The 17,432-nt window shown below is 72.8% G+C and carries 14 protein-coding genes and 1 pseudogene; 12 read left to right on the top strand and 3 right to left on the bottom strand.

Annotated elements, in window-relative coordinates:
• Positions 1-102 precede the first annotated feature (102 nt).
• From IEZ15_RS01045 to IEZ15_RS01030, 4 genes are all read left to right on the top strand, one after another.
• Positions 103-1,068, top strand: coding sequence for a zinc-binding dehydrogenase (locus IEZ15_RS01045; RefSeq protein ID WP_189273450.1), 966 nt, complete (start codon positions 103-105; stop codon positions 1,066-1,068).
• 32 nt (positions 1,069-1,100) lie between these two features.
• Positions 1,101-2,543 carry a cellulase family glycosylhydrolase gene (locus IEZ15_RS01040; RefSeq protein ID WP_373302470.1) on the top strand — a complete coding sequence of 481 codons (1,443 nt, stop codon included), beginning with the start codon at positions 1,101-1,103 and terminating at the stop codon, positions 2,541-2,543.
• A 130-nt stretch (positions 2,544-2,673) separates the two neighbouring features.
• On the top strand, positions 2,674-2,883 hold the full coding sequence (locus tag IEZ15_RS01035) for a sigma factor-like helix-turn-helix DNA-binding protein (RefSeq protein ID WP_114249297.1): 210 nt from the start codon (positions 2,674-2,676) through the stop codon (positions 2,881-2,883).
• The gene (locus IEZ15_RS01030; protein WP_189273447.1) at positions 2,883-3,455 is read left to right on the top strand and encodes a Clp protease N-terminal domain-containing protein; all 573 of its coding nucleotides are present in this window, start codon (positions 2,883-2,885) and stop codon (positions 3,453-3,455) included. The genes IEZ15_RS01035 and IEZ15_RS01030 overlap by 1 nt, the downstream gene beginning before the upstream one ends.
• Before the next feature lie 31 nt (positions 3,456-3,486).
• On the opposite strand, the gene IEZ15_RS01025 is transcribed toward IEZ15_RS01030, so the two are convergent.
• Complete coding sequence (locus IEZ15_RS01025; RefSeq protein WP_189273445.1) at positions 3,487-4,473, bottom strand: PadR family transcriptional regulator; 987 nt, start codon at positions 4,471-4,473, stop codon at positions 3,487-3,489.
• Position 4,474: 1 nt separating this feature from the next.
• On the bottom strand, positions 4,475-5,332 hold the full coding sequence (locus IEZ15_RS01020) for a DUF4097 family beta strand repeat-containing protein (protein WP_189273443.1): 858 nt from the start codon (positions 5,330-5,332) through the stop codon (positions 4,475-4,477).
• Positions 5,333-5,495: 163 nt separating this feature from the next.
• Between IEZ15_RS01020 and IEZ15_RS01015 the strand changes: the two are divergent.
• Positions 5,496-6,295 (top strand): annotated as a pseudogene (locus tag IEZ15_RS01015) (hypothetical protein); the annotation flags it as partial.
• Between the two features lie 11 nt (positions 6,296-6,306).
• Here IEZ15_RS01015 and IEZ15_RS01010 read toward each other — a convergent pair.
• Positions 6,307-6,489 (bottom strand): DUF6104 family protein, encoded by a 183-nt coding sequence (locus IEZ15_RS01010; protein ID WP_014176503.1) that lies wholly within the window; start codon positions 6,487-6,489, stop codon positions 6,307-6,309.
• A 185-nt stretch (positions 6,490-6,674) separates the two neighbouring features.
• Between IEZ15_RS01010 and IEZ15_RS01005 the strand changes: the two genes are divergently transcribed.
• The 7 genes from IEZ15_RS01005 to IEZ15_RS00975 all read left to right on the top strand — a co-directional run bounded on the left by IEZ15_RS01005 (position 6,675) and on the right by IEZ15_RS00975 (position 17,410).
• Entirely contained in the window at positions 6,675-7,292 is a 618-nt protein-coding gene (locus IEZ15_RS01005; RefSeq protein ID WP_189273440.1) for a CU044_2847 family protein, read from the top strand.
• Positions 7,289-9,400, top strand: a complete 2,112-nt coding sequence (locus tag IEZ15_RS01000; protein ID WP_189273438.1) for a VMAP-C domain-containing protein — start codon at positions 7,289-7,291, stop codon at positions 9,398-9,400. The genes IEZ15_RS01005 and IEZ15_RS01000 overlap by 4 nt, the downstream gene beginning before the upstream one ends.
• A gap of 94 nt (positions 9,401-9,494) precedes the next feature.
• The gene (locus tag IEZ15_RS00995) at positions 9,495-10,526 is read left to right on the top strand and encodes an AAA family ATPase (protein ID WP_189273436.1); all 1,032 of its coding nucleotides are present in this window, start codon (positions 9,495-9,497) and stop codon (positions 10,524-10,526) included.
• 7 nt (positions 10,527-10,533) lie between these two features.
• Positions 10,534-14,106 (top strand): SAV_2336 N-terminal domain-related protein, encoded by a 3,573-nt coding sequence (locus IEZ15_RS00990; protein ID WP_229845675.1) that lies wholly within the window; start codon positions 10,534-10,536, stop codon positions 14,104-14,106.
• 304 nt (positions 14,107-14,410) lie between these two features.
• A complete protein-coding gene (gene fxsA, locus IEZ15_RS00985; RefSeq protein WP_114246604.1) occupies positions 14,411-14,608 on the top strand; it encodes an FxSxx-COOH cyclophane-containing RiPP peptide in 198 nt (65 codons plus the stop codon).
• A gap of 157 nt (positions 14,609-14,765) precedes the next feature.
• Entirely contained in the window at positions 14,766-16,010 is a 1,245-nt protein-coding gene (locus IEZ15_RS00980) for an FxsB family cyclophane-forming radical SAM/SPASM peptide maturase (protein WP_189273434.1), read from the top strand.
• The gene (locus tag IEZ15_RS00975) at positions 16,007-17,410 is read left to right on the top strand and encodes an aKG-HExxH-type peptide beta-hydroxylase (protein ID WP_189273432.1); all 1,404 of its coding nucleotides are present in this window, start codon (positions 16,007-16,009) and stop codon (positions 17,408-17,410) included. The genes IEZ15_RS00980 and IEZ15_RS00975 overlap by 4 nt, the downstream gene beginning before the upstream one ends.
• Positions 17,411-17,432: the final 22 nt, after the last annotated feature.

The following is a 17,432-nucleotide window of genomic DNA, read 5'->3' as shown; positions in this document are numbered from 1 at the left end:
CCGGAGGGGCTGGGATGCGCGGCGTGCCCGCCCACCCCGCGCGGTGCGCGTCACACCCGTGGCCGGTTACGCCCGGCCCGCGCCCGGCCTATCGTCAAGGCCATGTTCGCCGCCTACGCATCCCGCATCGACCGCGACCACCCCCTCAACGGCCTTGAGCTGGGCGAACGCCCCGCCCCCGAGGCGCGTCCGGGCTGGACGACCGTCAGCGTCCGGGCCGCTTCCCTCAACCATCACGATCTCTGGTCCCTGCGCGGCGTCGGTCTCGCCGAGGACAAGCTGCCGATGATTCTCGGCTGCGACGCCGCAGGGATCGACGAGGACGGCAACGAGGTCGTCCTGCACTCCGTCATCGGGCAGACCGGGCACGGCGTCGGCCCGAAGGAACCCCGTTCCATTCTCACCGAGCGCTATCAGGGCACCTTCGCCGAGCAGGTCACCGTCCCCAGCTGGAATGTGCTGCCCAAGCCGAAGGAGCTCACCTTCGAGCAGGCCGCCTGTCTGCCGACCGCCTGGCTCACCGCGTACCGGATGCTCTTCACCAACGCCGGGGTGCGTCCCGGCGATTCGGTCCTCGTCCAGGGTGCGGGCGGCGGCGTCGCCACCGCCGCGATCGTGCTCGGCCGAGCGGCCGGGCTGCGGATCTACGCCACCAGCCGCGACGAGGCCAAGCGCAAGCGTGCCGTCGAACTCGGTGCGATCGAGGCGTACGAACCGGGCGCGCGGCTGCCGCAGCGCGTCGACGCGGTCATCGAAACGGTCGGCGCCGCCACCTGGTCCCACTCGGTGAAGTCGCTGCGCCCCGGCGGCACGCTCGTCATCTCCGGTGCGACCAGCGGCGACCGGCCCTCGCACGCCGAGCTGACCCGGATCTTCTTCCTGGAGCTGAAGGTCGTCGGCTCGACCATGGGCTCCAAGGACGAGCTGGAGGATCTGCTGGCGTTCTGCGCGACGACCGGCGTGCGGCCCGTCATCGACGAGGTGCTGCCGCTGGACCGGGCCCGCGAGGGATTCGAACGGCTGGCCGCGGGCGACCAGTTCGGAAAGATTGTGCTCACCTGCTCTTGAGGTGTTCGGGGTGAGCTGTTCTCATCTGCGCCATGCGAATGCGGACGCGGATACGGACAGGCAGCGTACTCACCTCGATCGTCACTTCGTTCGTGCTCGCGGCGGGGGCCCTCGCCCCCGCCGCCGACGCACACCCGGCGCGCCCAGCACACCCGGCACCATCGGAACGGGCCGGCATACCCAGCCTCACCGACGACCAGGGCCGCACGCTCACCCTGCGCGGATGGAGCGTCGCGGACAAGGCGAACAGCGGTGACCAGGCGCTGAACGCCATCACCGAGAAGCACTTCCGCGATCTGCGGGCCAAGGGCTTCAACTTCGCCCGGCTGCTCTTCTTCTGGGACGACCTGGAGCCGAGCCGGGGCCACTACAGCGCCGAGTATCTGCGCCGGATCGACCGGGTCCTGGACTGGGCGCAGAAGTACGACATCCAGGTGCTGCTCGACGCCCACCAGGACGTGTTCGGCCCGGCGTTCAACGCCCGAGGCATCCCGGCCTGGGCGACCCGCACCGACGGTCTGCCCTTCACCCCGCACCCCGACGACTGGTTCTCGGAGTACTTCGAGCCCGCCGTGCAGCGCGCCTTCACCCACCTCTACGAGGACGCCGACCTCCAGCGCGCCCAGGCACGGATGTGGCAGGTCGTCGCCGGCCGCTTCGGGCACCACCCCGCCGTCCTCGGCTACGACCTGATCAACGAGCCGATGGGGGAGCTCGGCGAGGGCGAGGACCTGCCGACGGCCGCCCGCCGCATCGAGGCCCAGCAGATCACCCCGATGTACAACCGGCTCGCCCGCGCGGTCCGTTCGGTCGACCGCGACAACTGGCTGTTCGTCGAACCGACCCCCATCGTCGGCGAGGGCGTGCCCACCGGACTGGGCGCGATCAAGGACCACCGCACCGTCTACGCCCCGCACTTCTACAACACCGCGATGGAGGCCGGCGCCGACTACGACCCGGCGGCCGGCTGGATCGAGTCGTACGAGGCCGCCGTCACCGCGTACCCGAAACAGCAGAAGATCCCGGTCGTCGTCGGCGAATGGGGCCCGCTGAACAACAGGCTCCCGCAGATGGGCCGCTTCTACCGGGACGCGATGGCCTCCCTGAGCCGCTACAGCTCGGGCTGGGCGGGCTGGGTGTGGTGCTACGGCGGTGGCTACTGCGCCCTGGACGAGAACGGCGCCTTCGCCGCCAACAAGGAGCGGACCGCCACACCGTACGCACCCGCCGTCGCCGGAACCGTCCACTCCGACACGTACGACGACAGTGCACGCGTCTACCGGCTCACCTATACGGCGGGCCGTCATGGCACCACGGAGATCTCGCTGCCGCCGACCGCTGGGCGGTGGCGGGTCTCGGTCGAAGGCCGCGCAGAGGTCCGTCGGCACGACGGAGAGGTCCGCGTCCAGGCCCGCAAGGGGGCGCGCATCACGGTGACGGTGACCGGGACCGGGGCCGGGACGGAGCGCGGCTGAGCGGCCCGTACACCGCGCCACGCGCCCCGTACGCCACGCCTGCCGCATCACGCGCCGCACACCGCGCCCGCACACCCCTGCCTGTCAATCACGGTTGACAGGCAGGGGTGTGTCAACCTACGTTGACATCATGACTGAAGCGACGGATCTCGCCGCGCGCGCCGGTGACCGTGACCCCCGGGTGGGGCTGCGGGCGGTCGCCGCGCTGCGCCGGCTGCTGGAGCAGCTCGAAGCCGTACAGGTCAGGAGCGCCCGCGTGCAGGGCTGGTCGTGGCAGGAGATCGCGGCCGAACTGGGCGTCAGCAGGCAGGCCGTGCACAAGAAGTACGGGAGGCAGTGATGTTCGAACGATTCACCAAGGACGCCCGGAGGGCCGTGACCGGTGCCGTGACCCATGCCGAACGGACCGACGCGGCATCGGTCACCGAGGAGCATCTGCTGCTCGCTCTGCTGGACCGGCAGGAGGGGCGGGCCGCCTTCGCCGTCGCCTCGCTGGGTCTCGTGGACCGCCGCGCGGCCGTCGAGGCCGAGCTGGCCACGGCCCGCCGCCACGGCGGACTGACCCGGGCGGACACGGACGCGCTCGCCGGTCTCGGCATCGACGTGACCGAGATCGTCGCCCGCGTCGAGGAGGCCCATGGGGAGGGTGCGCTGGACCGGGCCCGGCGGCGTGGTGCGGGGCGTCGCCCGTTCACCCGTGGGGCGAAAAGCGTCCTGACGCGGTCGCTGCGGATCGCGGCGGGGCGCGGGGACCGCTTCATCGGCGACGAGCACCTCCTGCTGGCGCTCACCGCCTGCCCCGGAGTGGCCGCCGACGTGCTCGCCGCACATGGCGCGACGTACGCGACGGTGACCCGCGCGCTGTACGGGGGCGGGGAGGGTGAGGCGGGGCGGTTCAAGGAGGCGGGCTGAACCCGGGTCCTCTAACCGCCCTCCCGCCCCGTCACTTCTGCCCGTTGTCGCCCTTCCTCAGCAGTGCCCCGATGCGGGCCGCCGCCGTCGACAGGTGGCGGCGGGCCTCTGTGAGCTGCTCCTGAGTGACGCCGCTGTCCCGGGCCGTGTCGCGGATGTCGTCGCGGAAGCGGTCGAGCAGCCGGTCCAGGTCGCGGGCCGGGTCGCCGGTGCGGGGGGTGTCCTTGCCCCAGTCGTCGTCGGCTCCGGCCGGTTCCGGCTTGACGTAGGGGGGCCAGCTGCCCGTCCTGGCGAAGCCGCCCAGCTGACCGGTGATCTCGGCCAGCCCCTCCCGTACGCCCGAGGGCCAGTCGCCCCGCGCGAAGTGCTCCTGGACCTGGCGGGCGGCGTTCTGCATCTGCTCGCGCGCCCTGTCCTGGGCCTCCTTGGCCTGGCGGCGGGCCTGCTGGGCGTCCTCGCGGGCGCGGCGGGACTCGTCCTTCGCCCGGCGGGCCTGCTCCTTCCACTCCTGTTTGGCCTTGCGCAGCTCCTCCTTCGCGGCGCGCCATGTCTCCTTGTCGCCGAAGTCGCCGAGGTCGCCGAAGGCGGACTCCCAGTCGCTCTTTCGGCCGGTGGGGCCGGCGGAGGTGTGCCTGGTCTCGTCCGCCGCAGCCCGCATCTCGCTGCGCAGCTTGCCGGCGGCGCCGCGCACATCGTCCCGGATCTCTGAGGCGAGTTCGGAGACGGAGTCCCTGATCTCCAGTTCCAGATCGGCGAGTTCGCCCGTGCGGCCGGCCAGTTCGGCGCGGCCCGCGTCGGTGATCGAGTAGACCTTGCGGCCGCCCTCGGTGGCATGGGTGACGAGACCCTCGGCCTCCAGCTTGGCGAGGCGCGGATAGACCGTGCCCGCCGAGGGTGCGTACAGCCCCTGGAAGCGCTCCTCCAGGAGCCGGATCACCTCGTAGCCATGGCGAGGGGCCTCGTCGAGCAGTTTCAGCAGGTAGAGGCGGAGGCGGCCGTGGGCGAATACGGGGGGCATGTCAGAGCACCTTTCCGGTCGGCTCGGCATCGTACGGATCGACCTCGACCGGTGGGCGGCGCAGCAGGGCGATCGATCCCGAGACGGTCGTCGCCCTCAGCTTCCCGGTCCCGGCGCCGAGCGTGCCGGTGATCTTCTTCGCCCCCCACTGGCCGCTGACCCGCAGATCCTCGAAGCCGTTGGAGACGGCGCCGCTCGCGGTGTTCGCCTCGACCGTCGCGTCCGCCGGGTGCGGCAGCCGGATGGCGACCTCGCCGGAGACCGTGGCCAGCCGGATGTCCGTGGGCTTCCCGGTCGGGTCCAGGTCCAGCACCATGTTGCCGCTGACCGAGTCCGCCCGGACCGAGGCCCCGGCGCCCTCGACGACCGTCAGATCGCCCGCGACCGTCTGGAAGCGCAGATCGCCGGTGACCGACTGGGCCTCCACGCTGCCGGAGACCGTCTCGGCCCGGACCGGACCTGCGAGCCCGACGAGCGTGGTGTCGCCACTGACGCCCCGTATGTCCGTACGTCCACGGATTCCGGATACGACGGCCCCGGCGCCGACCACGCCCACCTCCACCGCCGACCCGGCCGGCACGGCGAGCGAGACGACCGCGCTGCGGTGCCAGCCCTTGCGGTCGAACCACTTGAGAAAGTCGTTCCACGGCAGGCCCTCGTACGCGACCGTGAGGGCGCCGCCCTCCTGGGTCACGATCAGTGGCGGGCCCTCGATCGCGGAGACCTCCAGCCGGGCGGTCGGCTCCTCGGTGCCGACGACATTGACGGTGCCCCCGACGATGCGCACATTGAGCGACGTCACGGGGTCCTCGAAGGTCAGCTTCTGGGGCTCGGTGATGGCCCATGTCGACACAGGCATGGATCTGACCTCCCGGGGAGCGCGGAATGACGCAACATATCGCGTCTCTTGCAGAACACGATATATCGCGGATCGGGGAAGTCAAGGGAAGTCGAGGGGCGTCGCGATGTCATTGGTCGATCAAAGGGTGCCAAATATGGGCAATTGACCCACCGCGTGGGGCGTGAACGCGACATCCCCCGAGGGGGCGCTGCTGCTGTGCCGTGCCGGACCCGAGAACGTACGGCCGGTGGCCCATCTGCTGCTCGCGCCCGCCGGAGACGGGTGGTCCGTCCTCGTACCCGAGGGAAAGCCCTGGCAGAACGATGGCGGGGGTACGGACGTGGAGCCGGCTGGGCCACGGCGCTCGCGGTCGGCTCGGCCTGGCCCGTCCTCGCCCTGTGGTGGGACGGCGACCGGGCCGGTCATGTGCTCGCGTCCGGATTCCGACGCCCGATCGGCCAAGTCCGGCTCGCGGACGGCACGCCGGTCGGTGAGGACGAGGCCATGTGTACGTTCGCCGAGCGGCTGGGCCTCGACCCCGTACTGGATGTCCAGGCACTCGAAGGGCTGACCCGCCCGGACCCGGACGCCGATGCCCGCATCCGGCTGCGCGGGCTGCTCGCCGTCCTCAGCCGTATCGGCCTGGCCCTACCGCCCGGTCCGGACCCGGACACGCCCGGCGACCGCCTGTACGCGGCGGCCGACGACCGGCCCGAAGCGGAACCGATCGCCCGGACCGGCCGGCGTGAGGCGGTGAAGGCCGAACTCGACGCGGCCGAGAGCGGCCGCCCCGGCCCCTGGATGCGCGGCCCCGGAGCCCGCGTACTGGGCGGCGCCCAAATGGCGGCCGGGCTGCCGCTCACCCTCTGGGGGATGAGCCGCCGCAGTGGTGGCTGGGTCCTGGCGGGGATGCTGCTGATGTCGCACGGAGCACTCGGACTCGCCTACGACCGGTTCAGGGCCGACGGGGCCGATGCGTCGGGCCGGCCTGACTACTCGTCCTCGTCCTCGTCGTCGAGACGGGCCAGCCAGGTGGCGAGGCGCTCGACCGGCACCTCGAAATCGGGATTGAGATCGACGAACGTACGCAGCTGCTCGGCGAGCCACTCGAAAGTGATCTCTTCCTCGCCTCGCCGCTTCTCCAGTTCCTCGATACCGCGGTCGGTGAAGTACATGCGGCAAGCCTAATGCCTGGTGACAGCCCCGCGAAGGGCGGGAGTACGTCCTCGGGCGCGGTCCGCGGCAGCCGCGCGGGCCGGTCGAGAACCGGCCCGCCGCGCCCCGGCGTCATGGTCCATGTCTCTCGCATCGGCGGCGTACTGCCGTTAGCCTGCGGGTAGTTGGGGGAACGGGGGGTTTCATGGCTGACGGCGGGGCCCGTATCACGCGTATCGAGATGCCGGACGGCACACCGGTCTGGGCGCGGATCTCAGGGGCGGAGGAGCTGACGAAGCCCGCCCGGGGGCCGGCGTTCACGGACATCGGCTATGGGGACTTCGCCGAGCAGGTGCAGGCCCGGGTCGAGAGCCTCCAGGCCGTCGTGACCAGCGTCGCACGTTCGCTCGCCGAGCCGTTGCGGGCGGTGCGGCCCGACGAGGTCAGCGTCGAATTCGGCATCGAGCTCACCGCGAAGGCGGGCAAGGTCGTCGGCCTGCTCGCGGACGGCGAGGCCAAGGGCGGCATCAAGGTCACGCTGACGTGGAGCGGTGGCGGTCCGCCCGCCGATCCGACCATCCCGGCGCAGACGGGGGCGCGTGTGGCTGGGCAGACGCCGCCGCAGGCAGCCGCGTCCCCGGCCACGCAGGCCGCCCCGCCCATGCCGCCCCCGCCCTCCTCGCCGCCCGGGCATCCGCCCGCGCCCACGGCGCCACCGGCGGCGGTCCCGGGCGCATCCGCGGGAAATCCGGACGCCGGGGCATCCACCGGCGCACCGGCGCATCCGGACGGGCCCGGGCCGGACGCCGGAAGCCGGTCATGACCCAGCCGCAGGGCAGGGGCGCATGGGGCGGCTCGGAGAGTACGTACCGTGCGCTGGCGGGCCTCGTGATGGCGGCGACCGTACGCATCCATCGCCCGGAGCCCGGGTATGCCCCTGACGGATCCGACAGAGGCTTCCTGGGGAGCGGCTTCTTCATCGCCCCGAGCTGGGTCCTCACGTGCGCGCACGTGGCGATGGAGGGGGAGGGGCGTCACGTGAACGTGGTCTTCAAACCGGACCCGGGCAGCGCCGAGACCGCGGTCGAGGGCGCCGTGGTCGCCGCCCTGCCCGAGAGGCGCCACGCCACGGCCGGGCCCGGCGGCGTACGGGTTCCGGAGCCTTCGGGTGGCTGGCCCGCCCCCGACCTCGCGCTCATCCGGCTGCTGCGGCCCGTCGAGCACCCCTGCGTGTACGTCACCGAGCGTCCGGCGGGCATGTTCGGCGGCGGCTCGGTCCTCTACACGGGCTGGACCGACGGCGGGTCGGGGCAGCTGACCCGGTTCAGCGGGCGGTGCCAGGTGATGGGTACCTTCGGCGACTGGGCCGAGGACGACGAACAGATGCGGCTCGACGGCGACCGGATGTACCCGGGTCTGTCCGGCGGACCCGTGGTGGACCTGGCCCGCGGCGAGGTCGTCGGCGTACTCAAGTCGCGCTCCGACGGCACGACCGGCGGGACCTCGATCGGCGTCGAGCGGCTGCGTACGCTGCCCGTGCCCCCCGGGGCGGTCGCCGCCGAGTCCGACGACCCGTACCAGGCGGTGTTCCACGCCCACGACCGCTACCACGCCGACCGGCACACCAGCCCGGTCGGCACCGATCGGACCTGGGCCGATCTCCAGCGCGAACTGGGTGCCGGGGCGGGGCTCGCCCTCAGCCCCCAGCAGCGCGTCGACCTGCTCGGCCGGCTCGCCGAACTCCCGCCCCCGCTCAGCACCCGCAGCCTCCTCGACCTCCTGGACCGGCTGCCGGACACCCACCCGGCCGAGCACCACGCGGCCCCGCGCGGCTGGCGCGACGGACTGGGGACGCTGTACGACGCCCCCGGCGGCGACGGCGCACTGGAACTGATCCTGCGCTACTGCATGAGCGCCATCTCCGCCGAACGCCCTTACGTCCTGCCGTCCACCCAGCTCGCCGAGGCATCCCTGTGGGAATGGGTGAAGCGGATGGCCGAGGACCGGCTCTCCCGCAAGTTCCGTCATGAGCTTGCCGGGCTCCGGCACAACGGCCGGCACGCCCCGGGCCTCGAACACCTGCGTACCCCGGCGCCGACGCTCGAACCCGCCAGGACGCGCAGCGCCCCGTTCGTCCTGCTGGCGCTGGAGCCGCGCGGCTGGGAACGGGACCGCTACGACTGGCGGATCGGCGTCGCCCAGCACGGCGGGGACGTCCTGCCCGTCGCCGAGGACAGCCGGGGCACCGCATCAAAGGCCCTCCCGGCCCGGCTCGCGGGCCCGCTGGCTGAGGCGTTCCGGCGGTGCGACGAACCCGACGACCCCGCGGTGCTCCAGGTAGCGGTGGATCAGGCCCTCATGGACCTGGAGGTCGACGGATGGCGGGTGCCGCCCGACGGGAGGCCGCTCGGAGTGCTGCGCCCCGTGGTCATCCGCCGCCTGGACCACAGTCCGCTCCTGGCCGATGACGGGATCGACGAGCGCGAGGCGCGCTGGAACCGGACCAGGACCGCCGCGATGCGGGCGGCCGTCGTCGACTGCGAGGACGGAAGGCGGGTACCCGTACCCGTGGTGGAGGAGCTGCGCCAACTGCCGTACGAGACCGTCCCGGTGCTCTGCCGCTACGGCGAACGGACCCACCCGGAGACCGCGGCCGGTCTCGGGCGGGTGCTCGACGGAGGCTTCGGCGTGGCCCTGTGGCAGCGCCGGGCGGCCGAGCCGACCGCGGTGTGCACGGACTTTCACCGGCGCGCCGCCGACGCGGTCGCCGAGGCCCGCATCGCCGCTCACCTCCCGGAAAAAATCCATGAGTTGAGACAGGGGGTGCATGCGGGCCGTGCGGAGACGTACTGGTCGAACGGTGTCGCCCTGTACTACGAAGATCCACATCATCCGCTGCCGGGCTCCGGGCAGTTCCTTGAGGCGCCGTGAACGGCCGGACCCTTACGGCGTGTACGCCGGATCGCTACCGTGATGCACGTTCGACTGCTGCCCCTGGCGGACGAGTGACGACGAGGAACGCGTTATGAGTGAACCCAGCGAGTGGCTCATCTACCGAGGGGCCGGCGAACCGCACGAGGGCATCGAGCAGCTGCCGCCCCCGCCGCCCTGGCGGGACTTCGGGGGCCGCGGTGCCCCAGCCCCCGACGAGCGGGACGGGGACGGATCCGCCGACCGCCGCCTCGGCGGCTACCGGCACATCGCCGAACTCCACCGGCCGGGCGCCGAAGAGCTCGAAATGATCAATGCCGCGCTCTATCTGCGGCGTCCGCTGCTGGTCACCGGCAGCCCCGGCGCCGGAAAGAGCACGCTGGCCCACTCCGTCGCCCATGAGCTCGGGCTCGGCCGGGTCCTGCGCTGGCCGATTGTCAGCCGCTCGGCCCTCCAGGACGGCCTCTACCACTACGACGCGATCGCCCGGCTCCAGGATGTACAGATCGCCGCGCACAGTGCGGCGGCCGGGGCACCCGGTGCCGAATCGGCACAGAGCGTCGGCAGCTACATCCGGCTCGGGCCGCTCGGCACCGCGCTGCTGCCCTCGGACCGGCCGCGTGTACTGCTCATCGACGAGCTCGACAAGAGCGACATCGATCTGCCGAACGACCTGCTCAATGTGCTGGAGGAGGGCGAGTTCGCCATCCCCGAGCTGGAGCGGATCGCCGACCGGCTGCCCGACGGCGAGGCGGAGGTCCTCGACGACGACGGCAACAAGGTGAAGGTGAGGGGCGGCCGGGTGCAGTGCCGGTCCTTCCCGTTCGTGGTGCTCACCAGCAACGGCGAGCGGGACTTCCCGGCGCCCCTGATGCGCCGCTGCATCCACCTGGAACTCGGACGCCCCGACCACCAGCGGCTCGCGACCTTCGTACGCGCCCACCTCGGCGACGAGGCGGCACGCTCCGGGGACGACCTCATCGCCCACTTCCTGGAGCGGTCCCGCAGCGAACTTCTCGCCACCGACCAGCTGTTGAACGCGATCTATCTCACCGATGCCGCCGCCCCGGCCGGCCGCGACCGCCTCGCCGATCTGCTCATCCAGCGACTCGACAGGCCGAGGTGATGCGCTGATGGCCGACGGCAAGGCGCGGCACGGACCGGACGAGGGGCGCGGTCCGGACGGTGGTCCGGGTGACGTCGTGGCGCCTTATGACACCCATGTCCTGGGTGAGGCTATGGGCACTGAGCCCGAAGCTCCCGAAGCTCCCGGAGCTGTCGGGCCGGTGCCGGAGCCCGGTCGTGAGCCGCAGCCGGACTCCGAGCCGCACGGCGGAGGCCTGCTGCCCGCATTCGTCGCCAGGTTACGCGAAGCCGGGCTGGACCCCGACGCCGAGCAGCTCTGCGACGCCCTCTGGCTGGCCCGCTGGACCCGTCACCCCGACGCGCCGGACGACGAGGACGACGCGGCCACGCCGCTGCTGTCCGCCGGCCCCGCCGAGGCGGGCCGTCCGGCCGGGCGGCCGGCCCCGCAGGTGACCGGGGACGAAGCCCCGGACCCCGCCCCGGACGACGACGAGCCCGCGGAGCAGCGGGACCTCGGCGACGCCGACCGGCGGATCGCCCTCTACCCCGTACCCCGCACCGCGTCACCCGGCGGCCCCCGCCCGGACGGCCCGGCCGGGCGCGGACGGAGCGCCGCCCGGGGCGGCCGGGCGAGAGCGCTCACCGTCGGCGTACCCGCCGCTCCCGCCCTCCCGGCGCCGCTCGAACTCCAGCGAGCCCTCCGCCCGTTGCAGCGCTACCGCCCGGCCGCGCCCCCGCTGCGCCGCACCCTCGACGAGACGGCGACCGCGGAGCTCAGCGCCCGGGCCGGCGGGATGATCATGCCGGTGTTCCGCGGTGCTTCCCGGGGCGAGGCGCTGCTGCAGTGCGTCATGGACGCCTCGTCCTCGATGCTGGTGTGGGACCGGATGTTCGGCGAACTACAGGAAATCTTCGGCCAGTTGGGTGCCTTTCGGGATGTCCAGGTGCGCTATCTGCATCAGGGGCCCGACGGTGCGGCCGCGGTGAGCCGCAGCCCCGATCCGACCGCCGCACCGCTGAACTCCGCGGACCGGCTGAGCGATCCGACCGGCCGTCGTGTCACCGTCCTCGTCAGCGACTGCGCCGGTCCGCTCTGGCACAGCGGCCGGGCCCACCGGCTGCTGCACCAGCTGGCCGGGCAGGCCCCGGCCGCCGTGCTCCAGCCCCTGCCGCAGCGGATGTGGAACCGCACCAGGCTGCCGGTCACCTACGGTTCGCTGTCCCGGGGTGACGGGCCCGGCGGCGCCGCCGTACTGAAGGTCACGGAGCACGCCGGAACGGGGCCCGCCGTGCACCCGGGTGCTCTCGCGATTCCCGTACTCCCGCCGGTGGAGGGTGCGTTGGCGGCCTGGGCGAGGCTGCTCTCCGGCACCGGCGCGGGGCGGATCTCCGGAGCCGTCGGCTGGGTGCGGGCCGACCAGCCCGCGGCGGCCGCGCAGCGCCCCGGCGACGGGCTGTCCTCGCTCCAACTGGTCAGTCGCTTCCGTTCCGCGGCCTCTCCGGTCGCCGGACAGCTGGCCGTCTACCTCGCGGCGGCCCCGCTGTATCTGCCCGTGATGCAGCTGGTGCAGCGCACGATGCTGCCCCACTCCGGCCCGTCCGAACTCGCCGAGGTGCTGCTGAGCGGACTGCTGACGCGGAGCAGGGCCGAGGACGGGCGCGAGGACGGCGGCCAGTGGTACGAGTTCGCGCCCGGAGTCCGGGAAGCGCTTCTCGGCCCGCTGGGCCGGGACGAGGCGCTGCTCGTACTCAAGCACTGCTCGCAGTACATCGAGCAGCGATTCGGGAAGGGCGGGCCGAACTTCCCTGCCCTCGCCTTCGCCCAGCTCGGAGAGGGCAGGGACGGATCGTCGTGGTCCACCCACACCACGGACATCATGGAGAACAGCGCGCCCGACGGGGAGATCGAAGAGGGTGACGAGAACGGGGAGAGCGGCGCAAGCGGCGGGTCGCGCGTCCCCCATCCCTTCGCCGAGGTCGCGGTCCGCGTACTGGAGCGTTTCATGCCCCTGCCCGAGCAGTTCGTCATCCAGACCGACCGGGACGGCTACCGGAGCCCCGTCCAGACGCCGAACGCGGCGGTGGAGAGCGCCCGCGTCCTCGTGCGGCACTTCGAATCGGACAGCATGGTGCAGTACCTGATCGACGCCGTGCAGCTGCTGCGGGGGGCCACGGAGCGCGAGGAGCGGCCGGGCGCCGACCCCGAACTGTGGGCGGAGTACTCGCGCTGCGTTCTGCGGCTGTGGGAGGTCCAGGGCGACGCCGAGCTGCTCCGCGAGGCCGAGTACGCCGCCGAACGGGCCGCCGCGCACCCCGGGGCGGCACGCGAACGGGCCGTACTGGCGAAGGTGTTGCACGCCGCGGCCGACGACCGGCGGCGGCGTGGCGACCGGCGCGGCGCACTGGAACTGCTGCGGCGCGCCGACCGCGAGTACACGGCCGCCTGCTCGGCCCCCGGCCTGGATCCCGCCGAGGCGCTCCGGCTGACGCTGGAGCGGGTCCGGGCCCTGGAGGCGCAGTGGCGGCTCGACGGCGACACCGCCCTGCTGCAGGCCGCTTACGGCATGCTGGAGGCGTTCGCCGACGTCTGGCCCGACCAGGAGAACCGGCCCGCCACCCTGCCGCTGGCGCACGGCCGGACCCTGCTGAGACTTGCCGGGGCCACCGTCGACACCGAACAGTCCCGGGTGTACGCCGGTCAGGCGGCGCGTTCCTTGCGCACGGCGTTCGAGCAGGGCGGCGGCCGGCACACCATGGGCACCGAGGTGCGCATCCTGCTGGACCTGGTGGACGCCCTGCTCGCCTCGGGCGAGGAGCCGGACGAGGCGGCGACCCTGATCGAGCAGGCCCTGGCGACCGTACGGGAACAGCGGCTGCGCGCCCTGCTCCAGACCCGGGCCGCCCGAGTCCGTGTCGCCCGTTACGAACACACCGGGAACCCGGACGAACTCGTCGACGCGGCCGAGTGGTTCGCCCGCGCCGCGCGCGGCGTCCCGCGCGACTCGCAGGGCCACGCCGATCTGCTCGCCGAATGGGGCGGCACCCTGCTGCGCCGCGCCCAACTGTCCGACGGCCGGGCGCACATCGGCGCCGCGGTACGGGTGCTGCGCGACTGCCGTACGGAGACGGCGGCGGGCAGCGCGCGTCAGGCCGATCGGCTGCTGATGCTGGGGCGGGCGCTGATGCTGCGGCACCGGGCCACCGAGGACCGGGTCGATCTGCGGGAGGCCGAGCATCTCTTCGGGCTCGCGGCCCAGGAGGCGACCGACCCGCTGACCGCGGCGCGCTGCTGGCTGGAACTGGGCCTGTCCCACCTCGACGCTTCCCGGGTGCTGAACCGTCCGGCCCGGCTCGACGAGGCGGCCGAGGCGTTCCGGGGCGCGGCCGATGCGGCCGGCACGGCAGAAGCGGAGCTGGACAGTCCACAACAGGTCCGACAGGCGGTCGAGTCGGGTGCTACAGCCAACCACTGGCGGGGTATGACATACGAGAGGGCGGGACGTCCCCGGGCCGCACGCGAGGCGTACCGGGCGGCCCGCCGGGAATGGCGCAAACTGCCGGACGGCGGCGGCGCGGCGGGCGAGGCGACCGCCGAGCGGCTGGCCGAGCTGGAGCGCTGAGTGCCGGGCGGGAGCGTTCGGGCGGTCCGTCCGGACGGCGACCCCGGTGTGATGCCTTCCGGGAGATGTGCGTCAAGTACGACCGGCGTACGACCGACACCGGCCGACGGCATGCTCACACAGGCGTATGTCGGACTGTGCGGGGCATCGGTACAGAGGTGACCGGTGCGGGTGAGACAGCACGGGTGTCATCGCAACGCGAGTGGATGTACGTGTGTCAGGGACACGGGCTCGGCGGGACGCGCTCAACGGCGAGCGAGTGACCGCGTGCCCGATGCGGCAGTACGCGTTACGGGGAGGCGTGATGAGCGAGTCGACAGGCAATGGCGGGCCGGGCGGTGGGTCGTCCGGCGGGCCGGACGCGCTGCCGGATCTGCTGGAACTCGATCTGGAGGCGCTGCGGACACTGGACCACCCGGTGCTCAGCGAGGTGGTCGCGGATCTGTGCGGCCGGGCCGAGCAGCCGCGGGAAATGCTGTGGGGATTCAACAGCGCCTTCTGAGACGAGGAGCCCCGCGGTTCCTCAGGACGGGGCCGGAGCCGGAAGATTTCGGTCCGGGGCCCGGTTGAACAGGACATCCTGGCCCGGGACGGGTTTGCCCGCACGGCAGGCCTGGGATACTCGCCTCGGGCCGGCGACGGGGGCCGTCCCGGCAGACATGCAGCACGGGGGTGCCGGAGTGTCTCGACAGGCGACGCCGCGTTCACCCCGGCGCGTGGACACCGGTGCCGCCGGCCGACTCCCGGTCCCCTTCGGTCAGTTCATCGTCAAGGTGCACGGCCGGTGCAATCTGGCCTGCCGCTACTGCTACCTCTACGAGGGCCCCGACCACACCTGGCGCGCCCGCCCGGCCGCCGCCGCACCCGCCGTCCTGGAGCGCACCGCGGACCGGATCGCCGAACACGCCGCGGCCCACGGACTGCGCGACGTAGCCCTCGTCCTGCACGGTGGCGAACCCCTCCTCGCGGGCGTGGACCGGCTGGCCGCCCTCGCCGACCGGGTACGCGACCTGGTGCCCGCGGACTGCACCGTCCACACCACCGTGCAGACCAACGCCACCCTGCTCACCGACGCCCGCATCGCCGCCCTCGCCCTGCACGGCATACGCATAGGCATCAGCCTCGACGGCGGTCTGGCCTCCCACAACACCCGGCGCACCGACCACGCGGGACGACCCTCCTGGCCCGCCGCCTCACGCGGCGCCCGGCTCCTCGCCGACCGGCACCCCGACGCGTACGCGGGCATCCTCACCGTCGTCGACCCGCGGACCGACCCGGTAGAGATGTACGAGTCGCTGCTCGCCCTGTGCCCACCGGCCCTGGACCTGCTGCTGCCGCACGGCAACTGGACGAATCCCCCGCCGGGCCTCCCCGGTACGGGAACGGCCCCCGCGGGGCCGGGCTCGGGCCGCCCGACCCCGTACGGCGACTGGCTCATAACCGTCTTCGACCGCTGGTGGCCGGCCGCACACCGGGAGACCCGGGTGCGGCTCTTCGAGGAGTGCATCGCCCTGCTGCTGGGCCTGCCCGCCGCCACCGAGTCCCTCGGTCTCGACCCCGTCAACGCGATCGTGGTCGAGACCGACGGCTCGATCGAGCAGGTGGACTCCCTCAAGTCCGCCTACGACACGGCCGCCGCCACCGGGCTCGACGTCTTCCGCCACACCTTCGACGACGCCCTGGGCCACCCCGGCGTCGCCGCCCGCCAGGCAGGCGCCGACGCGCTTGCCGCCGCCTGCCGCGCCTGCCCGCTGCTGACCGTCTGCGGCGGCGGCCACTACGCACACCGCTACCGCGCAGACAACGGCTTCACCAACCCGTCCGTCTACTGCGCCGATCTCGAACGGCTGGTGCGCCACATCGCGGACCGGCTGTCCGACGCAACCGCAGGAGCACACCGATGATCCCCCCACCGAACCCCCTGCTCCCGGACCGCATGCTGCGCCAACTCGGCCGCACGGAGGGCGACTCCGACACCCTCCGCGTCCTCGTGCGCGACCAGGACACCCGCCGGCTTCTTCTTTTGCGCGCCCTGCTCGATGCGGCCGAGGCCGCCCCCACGACCGTCTGCCCCCCTCAGGCACTCGACCGGCTGCACCAGGACTGGGCACTGCTGGAATCGTCCGAGCGTGCCGACCGGGCGGCCGTGCGCACCGTCCTGCTCCACCCCTTCACGGGCCCCTGGGCGCAACGCTGCCTGCGCGGCCTCTCCGGCAGTACCCCCGGCGTCGAACTCAGCGCCGATATGGGCCACTTGAGCGCTCTCGCCGCCGCGGCCGCGATCCGCGCCAAAGTCGCGTTCACGACCCGGCTCACCGCACACGACGGACTTCTGTCACTGCCCACCCTGGGCGCCCTCCGTACAGCCTCGGGCCCGGTCGACATCGTGTTCGCCGAAGGGGAATTGACGGTATTCGAGACCGACGGCCGACCGCTGATCACCGTACATACGCAACAGGACGGCACGGCCTGCTCCGCCGACCCGCGCTGGCTGCCCGTGCTCGCACTGCCCGCCGTACTGCCGGGCACCGGACCCGTACCCATGGACGACGTCGACCCGTACCGCACCGAGGGCGGCGGACTCCGGCGCCACGGACTGAGCACCGCAACCCACATCGACGATCACGAACGCAAGGCCTGGGCCGAGTCCTGGGCCGGAATGGAGCCCCTGCTCCGCATCGGCGGCGAACACCGCCTCACCGAAGCGTCCGCCCTGCTGCGCTGCCTGGTGCCGCTCGGACCGCCACCCGGCTCCGGGCCCCTCGGCGACGGTGTGGCGCACTGCAGTGGCACCAGGCGCGAGGCGTTCGGCGCCGTCCTCAGCAGCAAACCCCCCACTGCCGCCTACTTCGCCTCGACCCTCGTCCACGAACTCCAGCACACCAAACTGGCCGCGCTCGGCTCCCTCGTACCGCTGCACCACGAGGACGCGACACCACGCCACTTCGCCCCCTGGCGCTCCGACCCCAGACCCTTCGACGGCCTGCTCCAGGGCGCCTACTCGCACATCGCGCTGGCCGACTACTGGCAGCGGTTCGCGCTCGGCGCGCAGCGCGTCACCCACCGAGACCTCGCCTGGGCCGAGCACGCCCGCTGCCGCGAACAGGTCGGGGCCGTACTGCCCGTGCTGGCCGGATCGGCGGCACTGACCCGCGAAGGCCGCGTGCTGGTCGACGAGATGATCACGCTCTACCACCGTCTGGACGATTGTCCGCCCCCCACGGGTCATCTCGCGCGCGCGGAGGCGTACGTGGCCACCGCCAAGGTGATATGGCAGCAGAGGAACGGCTCGCGAAGGCAGTGACCGACCGCGTGATATCGATCGG

Source organism: Streptomyces atratus, from assembly GCF_014648655.1.
Lineage (GTDB): Bacteria > Actinomycetota > Actinomycetes > Streptomycetales > Streptomycetaceae > Streptomyces > Streptomyces atratus.
The sequence above is the reverse complement of the archived record's forward strand: the minus strand, read 5'-3'. Positions and strand labels throughout refer to the sequence as shown.

Bases quoted from the DNA above. Each gene is read 5' to 3' on its own strand.
- IEZ15_RS01035 (WP_114249297.1), top strand. From the start codon at position 2,674: ATGACTGAAGCGACGGATCTCGCCGCGCGCGCCGGTGACCGTGACCCC.
- IEZ15_RS01020 (WP_189273443.1), bottom strand. From the start codon at position 5,332: ATGCCTGTGTCGACATGGGCCATCACCGAGCCCCAGAAGCTGACCTTC.
- IEZ15_RS00980 (WP_189273434.1), top strand. From the start codon at position 14,766: ATGCAGCACGGGGGTGCCGGAGTGTCTCGACAGGCGACGCCGCGTTCA.
- IEZ15_RS01025 (WP_189273445.1), bottom strand. From the start codon at position 4,473: ATGCCCCCCGTATTCGCCCACGGCCGCCTCCGCCTCTACCTGCTGAAA.
- IEZ15_RS00975 (WP_189273432.1), top strand. From the start codon at position 16,007: ATGATCCCCCCACCGAACCCCCTGCTCCCGGACCGCATGCTGCGCCAA.
- IEZ15_RS01010 (WP_014176503.1), bottom strand. From the start codon at position 6,489: ATGTACTTCACCGACCGCGGTATCGAGGAACTGGAGAAGCGGCGAGGC.
- IEZ15_RS01040 (WP_373302470.1), top strand. From the start codon at position 1,101: ATGCGAATGCGGACGCGGATACGGACAGGCAGCGTACTCACCTCGATC.
- fxsA (WP_114246604.1), top strand. From the start codon at position 14,411: ATGAGCGAGTCGACAGGCAATGGCGGGCCGGGCGGTGGGTCGTCCGGC.
- IEZ15_RS01005 (WP_189273440.1), top strand. From the start codon at position 6,675: ATGGCTGACGGCGGGGCCCGTATCACGCGTATCGAGATGCCGGACGGC.
- IEZ15_RS01045 (WP_189273450.1), top strand. From the start codon at position 103: ATGTTCGCCGCCTACGCATCCCGCATCGACCGCGACCACCCCCTCAAC.
- IEZ15_RS00990 (WP_229845675.1), top strand. From the start codon at position 10,534: ATGGCCGACGGCAAGGCGCGGCACGGACCGGACGAGGGGCGCGGTCCG.
- IEZ15_RS00995 (WP_189273436.1), top strand. From the start codon at position 9,495: ATGAGTGAACCCAGCGAGTGGCTCATCTACCGAGGGGCCGGCGAACCG.
- IEZ15_RS01000 (WP_189273438.1), top strand. From the start codon at position 7,289: ATGACCCAGCCGCAGGGCAGGGGCGCATGGGGCGGCTCGGAGAGTACG.
- IEZ15_RS01030 (WP_189273447.1), top strand. From the start codon at position 2,883: ATGTTCGAACGATTCACCAAGGACGCCCGGAGGGCCGTGACCGGTGCC.